This is a genomic window from Micromonospora sp. NPDC005163 (assembly GCF_053599835.1).
Genome location: NZ_JBSFYP010000017.1, coordinates 42,085 through 56,967, shown reverse-complemented (window position 1 = coordinate 56,967; position 14,883 = coordinate 42,085). Strand labels below are relative to the sequence as shown.

Below are 14,883 nucleotides of genomic sequence, written 5' to 3'. Positions count from 1 at the left end.
GGCAAAGTGTCCACGCTTGGCATGATCGGGGCACACTCTGTCCACGGCATGCCCACGCCGGGCTGTCAATCGGCGCGGCGGATGGATTGGGGCCTCCTGCTGGCCCCTTGACCCGTCAGGCGTCGTCGAGTTCGTGCACCAGCAGCGCGACGTACAGCGACAGCATCGACTCCGGGTCTTCCAGCGACACCCCGAGCACCTGCGCGATCCGCGACAGCTGCTGGTAGTAGGCCGTACGCGACAGATGCGCGGCGGCGGCCGCCGCCGACTTGTTCCCGCCCTGCTCGCAGAAGCAGCGCAGCAGCTCCACGAGCCGGGTGCGCTGGTTGGCGTCCCGCGCCAACAGCGGACCCAACTCGCGGTCCGCGAATGCCCGGACCCGCTCGTCCTCCCGCAACAGATGTAGGAGGCCGCGCAGGCGCACGTTGTCCAGCTTGTGGTAGAGCTGCGTGCCGGGGGAGCGTAGGGCCGCCCCCGCCACGTGGGCGGCCTCGCTCAGGCTGCGGCGCACCTCGGCGACGTGTGAAACTGTGGTGCCGACCGCCACAAGCACCGGACCGGACGCGGAGCGGTGCACCTCTCTAGCCAACCGGCGCAGTACCCCGTCCACTCCAGTCTGCGCGGGCAGCGACAACAACGCGCGAACGCTCGTGTCGTCCACGATGCCCACCAGGGCGGGCACGGCCAGCCGCCGCGCGGCCAACGCGGTCGCCTCCGCGAGGTCGCGCAACACCTCCTGCGTGGCCAGTGCAGGGGCGCGTGGCGTCACGGTCGCGGGCCGGATCGCGACCCCGATCAGCTGCCGCCGATCGAGGCCGACGCCCAGCGCGGCCGCCCGGGCGGCGAGATCCGGGGGCGGTACTGCCTGACCGAGCAGTTGCGCGAGCAACATGCGGTGCGTCTGCCGCTCCAGACTCTCCCGATCGCGCGCCACGAGCCGATGCACCGCCAGCGCCGACGCGGCCCGCTCGGCAACCACGACGTGCCGATGCGGTGGAGGATCCGGCGAGAGCAGGACCAGGCGCCCCCAGTCGGCGCCCTGCGCGCCGACCATCGTGACCAACCAGCCGGCCTCCTCGTCGTGGGCGGTCCGCTCGGGCGCCACCACGGACCGGGACCGCTGACCCCAGTCGGCCAGCAGCTCGGCGGGATCCTGCCCGGCCGCGTCGTAGGCGAGCACCTCGTGCCCCAGCGTCTCCAGCACGACCGGCAGTCCGGAGATCCTGGCCACCTCGCGCAGCACTTCCGCCGGCTCCGCTCCGGCCACGGTGAGCGAGGTGAACGTCTCGTGCACCTGCTCGGCAGCCCGCAGCTCGGCGAGCTGCGCGTCGACGATCAACGCCACCACCGCCTCGGTGACGGACACGAACCGCGTCTCCTCCGCCAGCGTGATCAGGGGGAGTCGGTGCCGGTCGGCCGCCGTCACGAGCGCCTCTGGTATCCCGTCACTCCAGCGCCGGACCAACTCGATCACCAGTCCCGCCGCGCGGACCGCCGCCAGGTCGTCGACGTACCGGGCGAGCGCCGCCGCGTCGTCCGGCAGCGCGATTCCGGTGGTCAGCACCAGTTCTCCGCCGCGCAGCAGGTGCGCGATGTCGGCGACCTCCGCCACGTGGACCCAGCGGACTCGGCCCTGCAGGCCGGCCGATCCGGCCACGACGTGCGGCTTCGCGCGCCGGATCACCGGTAGCGCGATGGCTTCTGCGACGGAGGGATACATCGCAGCCTCTCCTCGGGCGGGAATGCACACAACGTAATGCCCTAGCGACCAGGGCGGTACAGGTTGTGCATAGCGGTTGGACAACGAAAGCGTCCACACTCGCCGTAGGGACGAGATAGGGGGACGAGATGGCGCACCGCGAGCTGCTGGCCAGGCACCGGTCCGTGATGCCGAGATGGCTGGCGCTGTACTACGAGCAGCCGATCGAGATCGCCACCGCGCAGGGCCGCCGGGTGACCGATCGCGAGGGACGGACCTACCTCGACTTCTTCGCCGGCATCCTCACGAACGCGATCGGCTACGACGTGGCCGAGATCAGCGACGCCATCCGCTCGCAGCTCGACACCGGCGTGCTGCACTCCTCCACGCTGTACCTGATCAAGTCGCAGGTCGAGCTCGCCGAGAAGATCGCGCAACTGTCCGGCATCCCGGACGCCCGGGTGTTCTTCACCAACTCGGGCACCGAGGCGAACGAGACCGCCCTGATGCTCGCCACCCAGTACCGCCGCAGCGAGCAGGTGCTCGCCCTGCGCAACTCCTACCACGGCCGCGCATTCGCCACCGTCGCGATCACCGGCATCCGCGGCTGGTCGGCCAGCGCCCTCAGCCCGATCAAGGTGAGCTGGGTGCACGGCGGCTACCGCTACCGCAGCCCGTTCCGGGATCTGTCCGACCCGGACTACATCAAGGCCTGCGTCGCCGACCTGCGCGAGATCATTGAAACGACGACGGCGGGGGACGTCGCATGCATGATCGTTGAGCCGATCCAAGGCGTCGGCGGCTTCACCACCCCACCCAACGGGCTGTTCGGCGAGTTCAAGAAGGTGCTCGACGAGTACGGCATCCTCCTCGTCTCCGACGAGGTGCAGACCGGCTGGGGCCGCACCGGCGAGCACTTCTGGGGCATCCAGGCGCACGACGTCGTGCCCGATGCGATCACCTTCGCCAAGGGTCTGGGCAACGGCCTGGCGATCGGGGGCGTGGTCGCCCGTCCTGACCTCATGGACTGCCTGCGGGCCAACTCGATCTCCACTTTCGGTGGCAACCCGCTCGCCACCGCCGGCGCTCTCGCCTCGCTGAACTATCTGCTGGAGCACGACCTCCAGGCCAACGCCGCGAAGCTGGGCAGCCGCCTGCTCGACGGCCTGCGCGCCGTCGCCGCGGCGCACCCCGTGGTCGGCGACGTCCGCGGCAAGGGCCTGATGATCGCGCTGGAACTCGTCGGACCCGACGGCGCACCCGACCCGGCGGCCGCTGCCGCCCTGCTCGAGGAAACGCGGGAACGTGGGTTGCTCGTCGGCAAGGGCGGCCTGTACGGCAACGTCATCCGCCTGGCGCCGCCGATGACCCTGACCCAGGCCGAGGCCGAGGAAGCCCTCGAGATCCTCACCTCGTCGATCGAGGCCGTGGCCAAAGAGGTGCAGCAGCGATGACGACCACGCATTGGATCGGCGGCAAGCCATGGAACGGTGTCGCCGAGCGCACCGGTGACATCTACGATCCCGCCACCGGCCAGGTCTCCGGACAGGTCGACTTCGCAACCGCCTCGGTCGTCGATGAGGCGGTCGCCGCCGCCGACGAGGCGTTCACCCGATGGCGTAGCGCATCCCTCGCTCGGCGGATGAGCGTCATGTTCTCCTTCCGGGAACTGCTCAACGCCCGAAAGTCCGACCTCGCCCAGATCATCACCGCCGAGCATGGCAAGGTGCTCTCCGACGCCGCGGGGGAGATCCAGCGTGCGCTGGAGGCGGTCGAGTTCGCCTGCGGGATCCCGCAATTGCTGAAGGGCGGGTTCAGCGAGAACGCCTCGGCCCAGGTGGACGTGTACTCCATCCGGCAGCCGCTCGGCGTGGTCGGGGTGATCACCCCCTTCAACTTCCCGGCCATGGTCCCGCTGTGGTTCGTGCCGAACGCCATCGCGTGCGGCAACACGGTGGTGCTCAAGCCGAGCGAGAAGGACCCGTCCGCGTCGAACTTCCTGGCGGAGCTGTTCGCGGAGGCCGGGCTGCCCGACGGCGTTCTCAACGTCGTGCACGGCGACAAGGAGGCGGTCGACCGGATTCTGGAACACCCGACGGTCAAGGCCATCTCGTTTGTCGGCTCCACTCCGGTCGCCCGCTACGTCTATGAAACGGGCACCCGTAACGGCAAGCGGGTGCAGGCGCTCGGCGGCGCGAAGAACCACATGGTCGTACTGCCCGACGCCGACCTCGACCTCGCCGCCGACGCCGCCGTCTCGGCCGGCTTCGGCTCGGCCGGCGAGCGCTGCATGGCCATCTCCGTCGTCGTGGCCGTCGACCCGGTCGGTGACGAGCTCGTCGGCAAGATCAGCGAACGGATCGCGGCACTCCACGTCGGCGACGGCCGTCGCCCGGGCTGCGAGATGGGGCCGCTGGTCACCGGCGCTCACCGCGACCGGGTGGTGTCGTACCTGGACGCTGGTCGGTCCGCGGGGGCGCAGCTGGTGGTCGACGGGCGGAGCCACCCGATCGACGGTGAGCAAGCCGGCTTCTGGCTCGGACCGACTCTCTTCGACCATGTCGACAGCGACATGTCCATATACACCGACGAGATCTTCGGACCGGTCCTCTCGGTGCTCCGGCTGCCCAGCTACGACGCCGCCGTCGAACTCGTCAACGCCAACCGGTACGGCAACGGTACGGCGATCTTCACCAACGACGGTGGCGCAGCTCGCCGGTTCCAGAATGAGGTCGAGATCGGCATGATCGGGGTGAACGTCCCGATCCCGGTCCCGGTCTCGTACTACTCCTTCGGGGGTTGGAAGGACTCACTGTTCGGTGACGCTCACGCGTACGGGCCAGAGGGAGCGAACTTCTTCGTCAGATCCAAGGTCGTCACCAGCCGGTGGCTCGACCCGTCCCACGGTGGCGTGAACCTCGGCTTCCCACAGAACAGCTGAGCACCGGCCTGAATCAACTGCGCCCGGGGACGGCCATCTCGCCGGCATCGGGGCGCCCTGCTGACCTCCAGGCCGGTGTAGCAGCGTTGCAGGATGTCCAGCGTTCCGGCAGTGGCGTTGAGGTGTATGCCGTTCCGCGTCGAGCTGTGCTCCGGGTCCGCGAGGTCGGTGCCGAGTGCGGTCAGCAGCATCTCGAAGGATCGGCCGCGCTCGGTGCGGGCCAGCACCCATGCGTGCGCGACCCGGCTCAACGTGGATCCATGGGGTTCGGGTGGGTGTCACGGGCCGGTGGCCAACAGCCGGCTGATCTCTCCGGCGGCCGGATGCTCCGGAGCGATGGTCAGGAAGCGTCGCAGGGTGCGCGCCGCCTCGGCGGACCGGCTGTCGCGTTGCGCCAGCCCGAGCACGAGCAGGCCGTCCGGGGAGTCTGGGGAGCGGGTCAGCACCTCCCGCGCCGACTGCTCCGCGCCGGCGTTGTCGCCGGCCCGCAGCAGCGCGAAGGCGAGCCGCAGCTGGATCGCATCGTCGGGGCGGTCCCGCAGGGCCTCCCGGTACATCCGCGCTGCGGCGTCGTAGCGGGCCTGCCCCTCGAGGTCGCGGGCCAGCTGCACGGCGACCGTCACGGGATCGGCCGGTTCCGGATCCTGGCCCGGCCGGTCCAGGCGGCTGGCGGCCACCGTGACCGACGCGACGAGGCTCACCATTCCCACCGACACCGCGCGCCACGCCCGGCGCGCGGCCCGACCGGTGGGCGCCGCACGCACCGCCGTGGCCCGCGCGGACGGGGTCGGGCGGGGACGCAGCGTGCGCAGGGCCGCGTAGCCGCCGGCCAGCAAGGTCAGCGCGGGTACGGCCCAGAGCAGCAGCTCCGCCCGGCGGGTCGGCGGGTCGGTCAGCACCTCCGGGCCGTAGCGCTGGACGAACCAGCGGCGGATCTCGTCGCGGTCCCGCCCCTGGGCCAGCTGGTCCGCCACCACCTGCCGCATGGCCGCCGCGATCGGCGACCGGGAGTCCGCCACCGACTCACCCTGGCAGGCCGGGCAGCGTAGACCCACTGCCACGGCGCGTACGGGGTCCTCCCGACCGGTGCCGCCGGTCGACCGGACCAACCCCGCGCCCGCTGCGGCGATCAGCGCCGTGAGGACGAGTGCCCCAACGGCCGCGCGCCACCTCATCGGGCCAGCAACGGCGCCACCCGCTGCTCAAGCCACTGCCGGGTGACCACACCCGGCTGCCGGTCGACGATCCGGCCGTCCCGGTCCACCACGAACGTCTCCGGCACTGCCCGGACGCCCCAGTCGACCGCCCGGGTGCCCTCCGGGTCTGGCAGCACGGTCAACTCCCGTGCGCCGGTCTCGTCAAGTAGCGCCCGGACCGCCTCGGCGCCGTCCCGGACGTTCAGCCCCACCAGCCGCAGCCCACGGGGCGACCACTGCCGTTCCGTCTCGACCAGTAGCGGCAGCTCGTCCCGGCACGGGCCGCACCAGGAGGCGAACACGTTGACCAGCAGCACGTGGCCACGGGCTTCGGTCAGGTCGAACCGGCCACCATCCAGGGTGGCGCCCGTGAGCGCCGGGGCCGGCGCGGGGGTGACGCCGTTGGCGGCGCCGGCGTCGAGCGGCGTCGACGGTGACCGCAGGCCGAGGGCGACCACGGTGCCAACGGCGACGATGAGCACCAGCACCAGCGCCGGGCCAGGTCGCAGCAGGCGGCGGGCGGTCATCACCGGGCCCCGGCGGCGACCGGGTCAGGCGACGCCGCGACGACGTCCGGGCGTCGCGGACGGGCGGTGCGGATCGCCGCCAGGAGTCCCCCCGCGGCCGTCAGCGTGCCGCCGGCCCAGAGCAGCCCGACGAGCGGGTTCACCGCGAGCCGTACGGTCGCGCTGCCGCTGTCCGGGGCGACCGCGATCAGGGTGACGTACGTGTCCCGCAGCAGTCCGGTCTGGATCGCCGGCACCGTGACAGCGGTGTCCCGGGCGGGGTTGTAGCGTAGGGCGGGCCGGACCGTTCGTTCCCCGCCGCCCGCCTCGGTGAGCCGGAGCCGCGCCCGTACGGTCATACCCCCGCTGGCGCCGCTGCGGTCCACGCCGACCAGGCGCACGGACACGTCGCCCACCCGCAGCGCCTCCCCGGTGTGGATGGTTCGCTCCGTGTCGCGGCCGTACGCGGAGGATCCCGCGACGCCCACCGCAACCAGGGCGATCCCGGCGTGCGCGACCAGTCCGGCAGCCCTGCCCGGTCTCCGGTTCCGGCCCGAGCGCGGCCGCCGGTCGGCCAGCTCTCCGGCCACGCCGGTGAGCACGAACGCCGCCGCTCCGAACGCGGTGAGCGCGGGCAGGCCGGGCCGGCTGAGCAGCCCCACCACGGCGACGGTGGCGAGCGCCACGGCGCCGGGTAGGGCGAGTCGCCGCAGCGCCTGCGTCCGGTCGCGGACCCGCAGGGCCGGCGTCACGCCCATCATCAGCAGCACCGCGATCGCCAGCGGTACCGCCGTCCGCTGGTAGTAGCCGGGTCCGACCGAGGTGCGCACCCCGCCGAGCGGTTCGGAGAGCAGCGGGAAGATCGTGCCGATCAGCACCACCGCCGCGATCGTCACCAGAAGCACGCCGTTGACCAGCACGGCCGTCATCCGGGACAGCAGCGGTGTGCTCCTGCCATGGGCGGGTTCTCGATCGCGCCATCCGGTCAGGACCGTCGACACGACGACCGTCAGCAGCACGAAGCCGAGCAGCATCGGCCCCAACGGTGAGTCGGTGAAGGCGTGCACGCTGGCCACCGCGCCGGACCGGGTAAGGAACGTGCCGAGCAGCACCAGCACGAAGCTCGCGCATGCCAGGGCCAGGTTCCAGCCGGCCCGGCCGGCGGCGCGGCCCAGGGTGGCGTGCAGGAAGGCGGTGGCGGTCAGCCAGGGCAGCAGCGACGCGTTCTCCACCGGGTCCCACGCCCAGTAGCCGCCCCAGCCCAGCACCGCGTACGACCACCAGGCCCCGAGCCCGATGCCGGCGGTCAGCGCCGCCCACGCCGCCAGGGCCCAGGGTCGGGCGGACCGTACCCAGCCCCGCCCCTGCTGGCCGGCCAGTGGTGCGGCGATCGCGAAGGCGAACGGCACGACCAGGCCGATGTAGCCGGCGTAGAGCAGGGGAGGGTGCACGCCCATCGCCGGGTGCTGCTGCAGCAGCGGGTTCGGCCCCGGGCCGTCGGCGGGTACCGGGTTCACCTCGCGGAACGGGTTCGCGGCGAAGGCGGACAGCGCGAAGAAGAACATGGTCACCGTGCTGACGACCACCATCGCGTAGGCGTGCAGCCGAGGCGGGTGCCGGCGGTGGGCCAGCAGTGCCGCGTACCCGGCGAGGATCAGCAGCCAGAGCAGCAGCGACCCGTCCAGGGCGGACCAGAGGCTCGTCAGTGTGTAGTACAACGGCACCTGGCGTCCGCCGTTCTCCGCCACGAATCGGACGCTGAAGTCGTGCCGGAGCAGGGCCGCCTCCAGCAGCGCGCAGGCGACGGCGGCGGTCGTCAGGGTCGCGGCGGTCCCGAGGCGGGCCGCTCGGGTGGGCGTGGCGAACAGGGCCACCCGCAGCCAGAGCAGGGCGGTCAGGGTGGCGCAGAGCAGACCGACCGTGAGGCTGGCGGTGCCGAGGTCAGCGAGCATCGACCGACCCCGGCGGGGCGGTGGACGGGCGGTATTCGTTGCCGTGCCGGACCACGACGTGGTCGGAGCGGAACACCCCGTCCGCCGAGAGCGTGCCCTCGACGACCGCTCCCTCGCCCTCCCGGAAGGTCTCCGGCGGCACGCCCCGCTGCTCGACGGTGATCTCGCGACCGTCTTCGGTGAGGCGGAACACCACGAGGTCGCCGGTGCGCCGCAGCGACCCGGGCACCACGTCGCCGCCAAGGCGTACCCGTTCCCAGGTCGCGTCCGGATCGCCGAGCACCTCGCCCGGAGTGCGGTAATAGGTCAGGGTCTCCCGGAGCGCGCTGGTGACCAGCAGCGCGCCGGTGGCGAGGAGCACGGCGACGACGGCGGTCCGGCCCGCCCGGCGACGGATCATCCGACCCGGACCGGGACGCGGTCGGGGGCCGTGTCGGGGGTCAGCCGGCGTTCCAGCCGGACCACCCGGTGCAGCAGGACGCAGAGCGCGGCGAGCGTCGCGGCGGCGACGGCGAGCAGCAGGGCGGCGCCCATCCTGGGGTCGATGGGCGGGCGCTGCGGGGCGAGCACGGTCGCCTGCTGGTGCAGCGACCGCCACCAGACGACGGAGAAGTGCACCACCGGGACGAGCAGGAAGCTGGCCATCCCGACGACCGCGGCGGGCCGCGCCACCCGGTGGTCGCCTCCGTCTCGCGCGCCGGTCCGCTCTGCCAGCGAGCGGCGCAGGGCCAGGTAGCCGGCGTACGCCAGCAGCAGCAGGACGGTGCTGACCAGCCGGGGGTCCCACGCCCACCAGGCACCCCAGACCAGCTTCCCCCACAGTGACCCGGTGGCGATCGCGACGGCGGTCAGGGCCGCGCCGATCTCGGCGCCCGCCCGCGCGAACCGGTCCCAGCGAAGGTCGCCCCCGATCAGGTACGCGCCGCTGGCGGTCAGCACGACGGCGAACGCAGCGTAGGCAACCCAGGCCGCGGGGACGTGGAGGTACATCAGTCGCTGCGCCTGGCCCTGCACCTCGTCGGGGGGTGCCAGCCATCCGCCGGCCACCGTCGCCGCCGCGGTGAGCCCGCCGGCGAGCCAGGCCATGGTCCGGCGGCCGGCGGCCGCTCTGCCGGTGTCCGCGACAACGTCCACGGTGGAGGCTCGCATGATCTCCCTGTCCGCGCCCCCGGGGCGCTTGCGGATCGAGTTGCGACATCACCATAAATCGGTCCGGTCGCATTCGTCGGGTTATCAGCCGCAAACAGGGACGAACGGGGTCCGGAAGGGCCTAGTGTCGCTCTCGGTGGACACGACAGCAGGGATGACCATGAGCGCCGCCCGACCCGCCGGGCGGCGCCGGCAACCGCGCCCGCTCCCGGTGCTGACGGCCCTGTGCGGCCTGGCCCTGCTCGCCGGATGCGGTGGTGACCCGCCGTCCACCCTCAACCCCGCCGGCACGGGCGCCGCCCGGGTCGCCAACCTGTGGTGGCTGCTCTTCTGGATCTCGCTGGCGGTGGTCGCCGAGGTCATGGCGCTGCTGATCTGGGCGCTGGTGTTCCGGCGGGGCAACGTCCGGGTGCGCCACGGGCAGCCGCTCCGCTTCGTCGCGATCGCCGGAGCCGGGCTGCCGTTCGTCATTCTCGTCGCCGTCTACGGGGTGGGGCTGCGGGACCTCGCCGCGCTCGCCGCCGATCCCGACCCCGACGCCCCGACGGTGGAGGTGACCGGCCACAAGTGGTGGTGGGAGGTGCGCTATCCGGGGGCGTCCGGCGCGACCGCGAACGAGATCCACATTCCAGTGGGCGAGCGGGTGAAGGTCCGGCTGCGCACGGACGACGTGCTGCACAGCTTCTGGGTGCCGCAGCTCATGCCGAAGACGGACCTGATCGCCGGTGAGACCCGCGAGACCTGGTTGCGGGCGGAGCGGGCCGGCCGCTACCGCGGCCAGTGCGCCGAGTACTGCGGCACCCAGCACGCTCACATGGCCTTCCTGGTCGTGGCGGAACCCCGCGCCGACTTCGACGCGTGGCTGACCCGCCTGAACGCCCCAGCCCGTCAGCCGCGCACGGAGGCCGAGCGCCGCGGCCAGCAGGCGTTCGTGCAGGGCACCTGCGCCGCCTGCCACGCCGTGCGGGGCACCGACGCCCAGGGCCAGGTGGGGCCCGACCTGTCGAACGTGGGCTCCCGATGGAGCCTCGGCGCCGGGGCGGTACCGAATGACGCCGGACACCTCGGCGGCTGGATCGTCAACTCCCAGACGGTCAAGCCCGGCAACGCGATGCCCCCACAGCCGGTCGGCGCGGCCGCGCTGCCCGACCTGATCACGTACCTGCGGTCGCTCGAGTAGGTCGGGGAGGGGGAACTATGTCCACGACCAGCACGCCGCCCGGAGTCAGCCGGGTGGACCTGGCCCGGCTGACGGAACACTGGGCGGAGTCGCCCTCGCTACGGGGCTGGTTCAGCACGGTCGACCACAAGAGGATCGGCCGGCGCTACCTGGTCACCGCCGGGGTCTTCTTCGTCCTCGCCGGACTCAGCGCCCTGGCCATGCGCACCCAGCTCGCCCGACCCGAGGCGGGACTGCTGTCGCCCGAGGAGTACAACCAGCTCTTCACCATGCACGGCACGGCGATGATCTTCCTGTTCGCCACACCGATGCTCTTCGGCTTCGGGAACTACCTCGTACCCCTGATGATCGGCGCCCGGGACATGGCGTTCCCGAGACTCAACGCCTTCGGCTACTGGGTCTTCCTGTTCGCCGGCCTGTTCATGTGGGCGAGCCTGCCCTTCGGCGCCGCCCCCAACAACGGCTGGTTCGCGTACGCGCCGCTGAGCTCGGAGCAGCACAACCCCGGCCTGCACATGGACGTCTACGCCCTCGGGCTGCTCTTCCTCGGCATATCCACGACCGCCGCCTCGATCAACTTCATCGTCACCGCGCTCAAGCTGCGCGCACCGGGAATGTCGCTCAACCGGGTACCGCTGTTCGTCTGGGCGATCGTCGCTACCGCGTTCATGGTGATCTTCGCGCTGCCGGCGCTGAACCTCGACAACGCGATGCTGTTCTTCGACCGCCGGTTCGACACCCACTTCTTCGACCCGTCGGCCGGCGGAAACGTCCTGCTCTGGCAGCACCTGTTCTGGATCTTCGGACACCCCGACGTGTACATCATCGTCATGCCGGGGCTGGGCATCGTTTCGGCGGTGCTACCCGCATTCACCCGGCGAGGCGTGGTCGGCTACCCGCTGATCGTGCTGTCCATCGTGGCGATCGCGATCATCTCGTTCGGGGTCTGGGTGCACCACATGTTCGCCACCGGGCTGCCGCAACTGTCGTACAGCTTCTTCAGCGCGGCCAGCACGATCATCACCATTCCGTCCGGGCTGCAGATCTTCGCCTGGCTGGCCACCATGCTGCTCGGCCGGCTGGTCATCCGGGTGCCGCTACTGTTCGTCGTCGGCTTCATCGTGACCTTCGTGCTCGGCGGCGTCACCGGCACGATGTTCGCCCTGACCGCGTTCGACCAGCAGGTCACCGACACCTACTTCGTGGTGGCGCACTTCCACTACGTGCTGATCGGCGGCGCGGTCTTCCCGATGCTCGCCGGCATCTACTACTGGCTGCCCAAAATCACCGGGCGGATGTACCACGAAGGGCTGGGGCGCTGGGCGTTCTGGCTGGTCTTCGTGGGCATGCACGTCACCTTCTTCCCCATGCACCTCTACGGTCTGTTCGGGATGCCCCGCCGGGTCTACACCTATGCCAGCGAGCCGGGCTGGGGCGGATGGAACCTGGTCAGCACCATCGGCTCCTACGTGCTCGCTCTCGGACTGCTGCTCGTGCTCGTCGGCGTGGTGCACGCCGTCCGCCGGGGTCGGCCCGCCCCGCCGGACCCCTGGGGCGCCGACACCCTGGAATGGGCCACCACGTCACCGCCCGAGCCATACAACTTCCCCGTCCTGCCTCGCGTGCACAGCCTGCACCCGGTGTGGGACGAACGGACCGCCGACTCGATTGGCGAGGGGGCGACCGCGGACCGCATCCTCAGCGAGGGACGCGACACACTGCTCACCAGCGAACTGGACGCCCGCGTCGAACGCCCGGTGCCGATGCCGGAGTCAACGCTCAAGCCCCTCGTGCTCGCCGCCGCGTTGCTGGTCTTCTTCGCCGCTCTGCTCGTCGCCTGGTACCCGGTGGCGGCCGTCGCCGCGGTGGTGGTGGCCGCGACGATCGCGGTCTGGCTCTGGCCAGCTGGACCGAGCCGGACGAGCGGGGTGGCGACACCATGACGGATCGGGGCGGGATCATGGCGGCCACCGGCGCCGAGGCGCTGAGCACCGAGCTGCCAGCCGGTCGATCGACCGGCTGGTGGGGCATGGTGATGTTCGTGGCCACCGAGGCCACCCTCTTCGCCTGCCTGCTCGGCAGCTACTTCTACCTCCGCTTCCAGTACGGCCCCCAGTGGCCGCCGGGCGCCATCGGGGCCCCGGAGCTGCTCAAGCCGTTGATCATGACCGCCGTGCTGCTGCCCAGCAGTCTGCCCATGGTGTGGGCCGAACGCGGCAGCCGGCACGGCCGGCGGTGGCAGCTGCGGTGCGGCCTGGGCGCCACCATGGTGCTCGGGCTGACCTTCCTGACCCTGCAGGCCACCGAGTACGCCGAGAAGCTCCGGCACTTCACCCTGACCACCGACGTGTACGGGTCGCTGTTCTACCTGATCACCGGTTTCCACGGGCTGCACGTCCTGGTCGGCCTGACCATGATCGGCTGGCTGCTCGCCGCCGCCCTGAGCGGCGGCACCATCGACGCCCACCGGCGCGAGCGGGTCCGCAACACCGCCATCTACTGGCACTTCGTCGACGCGGTGTGGGCCGCCATCCTGTTCACCATCTACCTCTCCCCACGACTATGACCACCACACCACCCGGGCCACGGGCCCGTCTGACCGGCGGAGTGCTGCTCTGGTACGGCGTCCTCGGCGGCGGCGTCGCTTGGGCCGTACACGTGCTCGCCGCCTGGGGCCTCGACGAACTCGCCTGCGCCGCCGGCTCCGACCGCGTCCTCGCCATGCCGCTCGGGCGGGTCGTCGGGCTCGCGGTGATCGTCCCGGCCCTGGTCACCGCGGGCTCGCTGGCGGTCGCCGCCCTGGCGTGGCGACGCACCGCCCGCGCGCAGGCCACGGGCACCCAGGACCGGGCGTACGGCCGGTCCCGGATGCTCGCCGTGGTGGGCGTCTGGGTCAACCTGCTGTTCCTGACGATCATCGTGCTCGGCGGGGTCGCCGTGCTGGTGCTGCCGCCATGTCAGCTCTAAGCGTCCACCAGGCACACGGGCCCGGCCAGAGCCCGCTGGCCGAGAGCCTGCTGGCGATGCTCGCCGTCGTCACGGTCTGCCTGCTGGCAGCCGGCTACGGGCGGGGCGTCCAGGAGCTGTGGTCGCGCCGCGGCGCGGGGCACGTGGTCCCCCGCTGGCGGGTGGCCGCGTTCGGCGCCGGACTGCTGGTGGTGCTCGGCACTGAGCACGGGCCGGCGCACGAGATGGCGGAGTCCTCCTTGGCCGGGCACATGGCTCAGCACATGCTGCTCCTGCTGGTGGCCGGGCCGTTGCTCGCGGCCGGCGCGGCGGGGCTGCCGCTGAGCATGGCCGTGCCGCACCCGCTGCGCCGGCTGCTCGCCCGCTGCCGGGTGGCGCCGCCGATGCGCCGGCTGCGCCACCCGGGCACGTACGCCCTGCTGGCCGGCGGCGGGCAGACCGTCGTGCTCTGGTTCTGGCACCTGCCAGGGCCGTACGCGGCCGCGGTCGACCGTCCCGTCGTGCACGCCACCGAGCATCTGTGCTTCCTGGCCACGGCCTGGCTGTTCTGGGCCCCGGTGCTCGGCTCGCCACGGAACCGCGCCCCCGCCCCGGTGACGGTGCTGCTGCTGGCCGGCACCATGCTGCCCGCCTCGGCCCTCGGCGCCGTGCTCACCTTCGCCCCGCAACCGATCTATCCGCGGCGGGTGTTCGGCGCCGACCCGCTGGCCGACCAGCAACTCGCCGGCCTGTTGATGTGGGCGCCGATGGACCTGGCCGTGCTGGTCGTGACGCTGACCGTGTTCCTGGGCTGGCTGCTGCGGATGGACCGCGACCGGCCCGACGGCCTGCGCGGGGGGCCGCCACCCGGAGGGACCCGCCCGATGGTGACCACAGCTGAAGCGGAAGGGATGGTGCCATGATGCTGCCCCGCCGGCTCTGGGCACTCGGTGCGGCCCTCATGATCCTGCCGATGGTCGCGGTCACCGCCTGCGCCTCGACGGCCCCATCGCCACCACCGGAGTCGCGCAACGGACGGCCCGACCGCGGCGCGGAGCTGATCGCCCAGTACGGCTGCGGGTCGTGCCACACCATCCCCGGCATCAACCGCGCCGACGGCCTGGTCGGCCCGCCCCTGACCCGGTTCGGCGCCCGCTCCTACATCGCCGGTCAACTGCCCAACAACGCCGAGAACCTCCGGCGCTGGATCGTCGATCCCCAGGCCGTGGAGCCCGGGACCGCCATGCCGAACCTCGGTATCAGTGCCATTGACGCCCAGGACATCGCCGCCTACCTCTACACGCTGGACTGACC

At 72.0% G+C, this 14,883-nt stretch carries 15 protein-coding genes; 8 read left to right on the top strand and 7 right to left on the bottom strand.

All coding sequences use genetic code 11. The annotated features are described in order from the left end of the window. Window positions 1–115: 115 nt before the first annotated feature. Window positions 116–1,720 (bottom strand): PucR family transcriptional regulator, encoded by a 1,605-nt coding sequence (locus ACWD6N_RS14370; protein WP_450004859.1) that lies wholly within the window; start codon window positions 1,718–1,720, stop codon window positions 116–118. A 128-nt stretch (window positions 1,721–1,848) separates the two neighbouring features. Here ACWD6N_RS14370 and ACWD6N_RS14365 point away from each other — a divergent pair, with 128 nt between their 5' ends. Together ACWD6N_RS14365 and ACWD6N_RS14360 are read left to right on the top strand one after the other, a co-directional pair. Continuing rightward, window positions 1,849–3,153: an aspartate aminotransferase family protein gene (locus ACWD6N_RS14365; RefSeq protein WP_450004858.1), complete on the top strand. Its 1,305-nt coding sequence runs from the start codon at window positions 1,849–1,851 to the stop codon at window positions 3,151–3,153. Further along, window positions 3,150–4,640, top strand: coding sequence for a CoA-acylating methylmalonate-semialdehyde dehydrogenase (locus ACWD6N_RS14360; RefSeq protein WP_450004857.1), 1,491 nt, complete (start codon window positions 3,150–3,152; stop codon window positions 4,638–4,640). Before ACWD6N_RS14365 ends, ACWD6N_RS14360 begins: the two co-directional genes overlap by 4 nt. Here the strand turns inward: ACWD6N_RS14360 and ACWD6N_RS14355 are convergent. Genes ACWD6N_RS14355 through ccsA form a run of 6 tightly spaced genes read right to left on the bottom strand, consistent with a single transcriptional unit; the run spans window position 4,526 to window position 9,443 of the window. Continuing rightward, window positions 4,526–4,891 carry a hypothetical protein gene (locus tag ACWD6N_RS14355; protein WP_450004856.1) on the bottom strand — a complete coding sequence of 122 codons (366 nt, stop codon included), beginning with the start codon at window positions 4,889–4,891 and terminating at the stop codon, window positions 4,526–4,528. The two genes, ACWD6N_RS14360 and ACWD6N_RS14355, sit on opposite strands and share 115 nt — an antisense overlap. A gap of 27 nt (window positions 4,892–4,918) precedes the next feature. Next, window positions 4,919–5,815 (bottom strand): cytochrome c-type biogenesis protein CcmH, encoded by an 897-nt coding sequence (locus ACWD6N_RS14350; protein WP_354967390.1) that lies wholly within the window; start codon window positions 5,813–5,815, stop codon window positions 4,919–4,921. After that, complete coding sequence (locus ACWD6N_RS14345; protein ID WP_354967391.1) at window positions 5,812–6,363, bottom strand: TlpA family protein disulfide reductase; 552 nt, start codon at window positions 6,361–6,363, stop codon at window positions 5,812–5,814. Before ACWD6N_RS14345 ends, ACWD6N_RS14350 begins: the two co-directional genes overlap by 4 nt. Further along, the gene (locus ACWD6N_RS14340; RefSeq protein WP_450004855.1) at window positions 6,363–8,294 is read right to left on the bottom strand and encodes a heme lyase CcmF/NrfE family subunit; all 1,932 of its coding nucleotides are present in this window, start codon (window positions 8,292–8,294) and stop codon (window positions 6,363–6,365) included. Before ACWD6N_RS14340 ends, ACWD6N_RS14345 begins: the two co-directional genes overlap by 1 nt. Beyond that, entirely contained in the window at window positions 8,284–8,694 is a 411-nt protein-coding gene (locus ACWD6N_RS14335) for a cytochrome c maturation protein CcmE (RefSeq protein WP_450004854.1), read from the bottom strand. The genes ACWD6N_RS14340 and ACWD6N_RS14335 overlap by 11 nt, the downstream gene beginning before the upstream one ends. After that, on the bottom strand, window positions 8,691–9,443 hold the full coding sequence (gene ccsA / locus ACWD6N_RS14330; RefSeq protein ID WP_450004853.1) for a cytochrome c biogenesis protein CcsA: 753 nt from the start codon (window positions 9,441–9,443) through the stop codon (window positions 8,691–8,693). Before ccsA ends, ACWD6N_RS14335 begins: the two co-directional genes overlap by 4 nt. A gap of 136 nt (window positions 9,444–9,579) precedes the next feature. Here ccsA and coxB point away from each other — a divergent pair, with 136 nt between their 5' ends. The 6 genes from coxB to ACWD6N_RS14300 are packed head-to-tail and all read left to right on the top strand — an operon-like array spanning window position 9,580 to window position 14,881. After that, entirely contained in the window at window positions 9,580–10,623 is a 1,044-nt protein-coding gene (gene coxB / locus ACWD6N_RS14325; RefSeq protein WP_450004852.1) for a cytochrome c oxidase subunit II, read from the top strand. Between the two features lie 17 nt (window positions 10,624–10,640). After that, window positions 10,641–12,566, top strand: a complete 1,926-nt coding sequence (gene ctaD / locus ACWD6N_RS14320; RefSeq protein ID WP_450004851.1) for a cytochrome c oxidase subunit I — start codon at window positions 10,641–10,643, stop codon at window positions 12,564–12,566. Further along, window positions 12,563–13,189, top strand: coding sequence for a cytochrome c oxidase subunit 3 (locus tag ACWD6N_RS14315; protein ID WP_354967397.1), 627 nt, complete (start codon window positions 12,563–12,565; stop codon window positions 13,187–13,189). Before ctaD ends, ACWD6N_RS14315 begins: the two co-directional genes overlap by 4 nt. Continuing rightward, on the top strand, window positions 13,186–13,590 hold the full coding sequence (locus ACWD6N_RS14310; protein WP_354967398.1) for a hypothetical protein: 405 nt from the start codon (window positions 13,186–13,188) through the stop codon (window positions 13,588–13,590). The genes ACWD6N_RS14315 and ACWD6N_RS14310 overlap by 4 nt, the downstream gene beginning before the upstream one ends. Then, entirely contained in the window at window positions 13,578–14,492 is a 915-nt protein-coding gene (locus ACWD6N_RS14305; RefSeq protein WP_450004850.1) for a cytochrome c oxidase assembly protein, read from the top strand. Before ACWD6N_RS14310 ends, ACWD6N_RS14305 begins: the two co-directional genes overlap by 13 nt. Next, window positions 14,489–14,881: a c-type cytochrome gene (locus tag ACWD6N_RS14300; protein ID WP_450004849.1), complete on the top strand. Its 393-nt coding sequence runs from the start codon at window positions 14,489–14,491 to the stop codon at window positions 14,879–14,881. Before ACWD6N_RS14305 ends, ACWD6N_RS14300 begins: the two co-directional genes overlap by 4 nt. Window positions 14,882–14,883 lie beyond the last annotated feature (2 nt).

Coding starts and splice junctions, on each gene's coding strand:
- ccsA (WP_450004853.1), bottom strand. CDS start 9,443: ATGCGAGCCTCCACCGTGGACGTTGTCGCGGACACCGGCAGAGCGGCC.
- ACWD6N_RS14335 (WP_450004854.1), bottom strand. CDS start 8,694: ATGATCCGTCGCCGGGCGGGCCGGACCGCCGTCGTCGCCGTGCTCCTC.
- ACWD6N_RS14350 (WP_354967390.1), bottom strand. CDS start 5,815: ATGAGGTGGCGCGCGGCCGTTGGGGCACTCGTCCTCACGGCGCTGATC.
- ctaD (WP_450004851.1), top strand. CDS start 10,641: ATGTCCACGACCAGCACGCCGCCCGGAGTCAGCCGGGTGGACCTGGCC.
- ACWD6N_RS14370 (WP_450004859.1), bottom strand. CDS start 1,720: ATGTATCCCTCCGTCGCAGAAGCCATCGCGCTACCGGTGATCCGGCGC.
- ACWD6N_RS14345 (WP_354967391.1), bottom strand. CDS start 6,363: ATGACCGCCCGCCGCCTGCTGCGACCTGGCCCGGCGCTGGTGCTGGTG.
- ACWD6N_RS14305 (WP_450004850.1), top strand. CDS start 13,578: ATGTCAGCTCTAAGCGTCCACCAGGCACACGGGCCCGGCCAGAGCCCG.
- ACWD6N_RS14315 (WP_354967397.1), top strand. CDS start 12,563: ATGACGGATCGGGGCGGGATCATGGCGGCCACCGGCGCCGAGGCGCTG.
- ACWD6N_RS14340 (WP_450004855.1), bottom strand. CDS start 8,294: ATGCTCGCTGACCTCGGCACCGCCAGCCTCACGGTCGGTCTGCTCTGC.
- ACWD6N_RS14300 (WP_450004849.1), top strand. CDS start 14,489: ATGATGCTGCCCCGCCGGCTCTGGGCACTCGGTGCGGCCCTCATGATC.
- ACWD6N_RS14310 (WP_354967398.1), top strand. CDS start 13,186: ATGACCACCACACCACCCGGGCCACGGGCCCGTCTGACCGGCGGAGTG.
- ACWD6N_RS14365 (WP_450004858.1), top strand. CDS start 1,849: ATGGCGCACCGCGAGCTGCTGGCCAGGCACCGGTCCGTGATGCCGAGA.
- ACWD6N_RS14360 (WP_450004857.1), top strand. CDS start 3,150: ATGACGACCACGCATTGGATCGGCGGCAAGCCATGGAACGGTGTCGCC.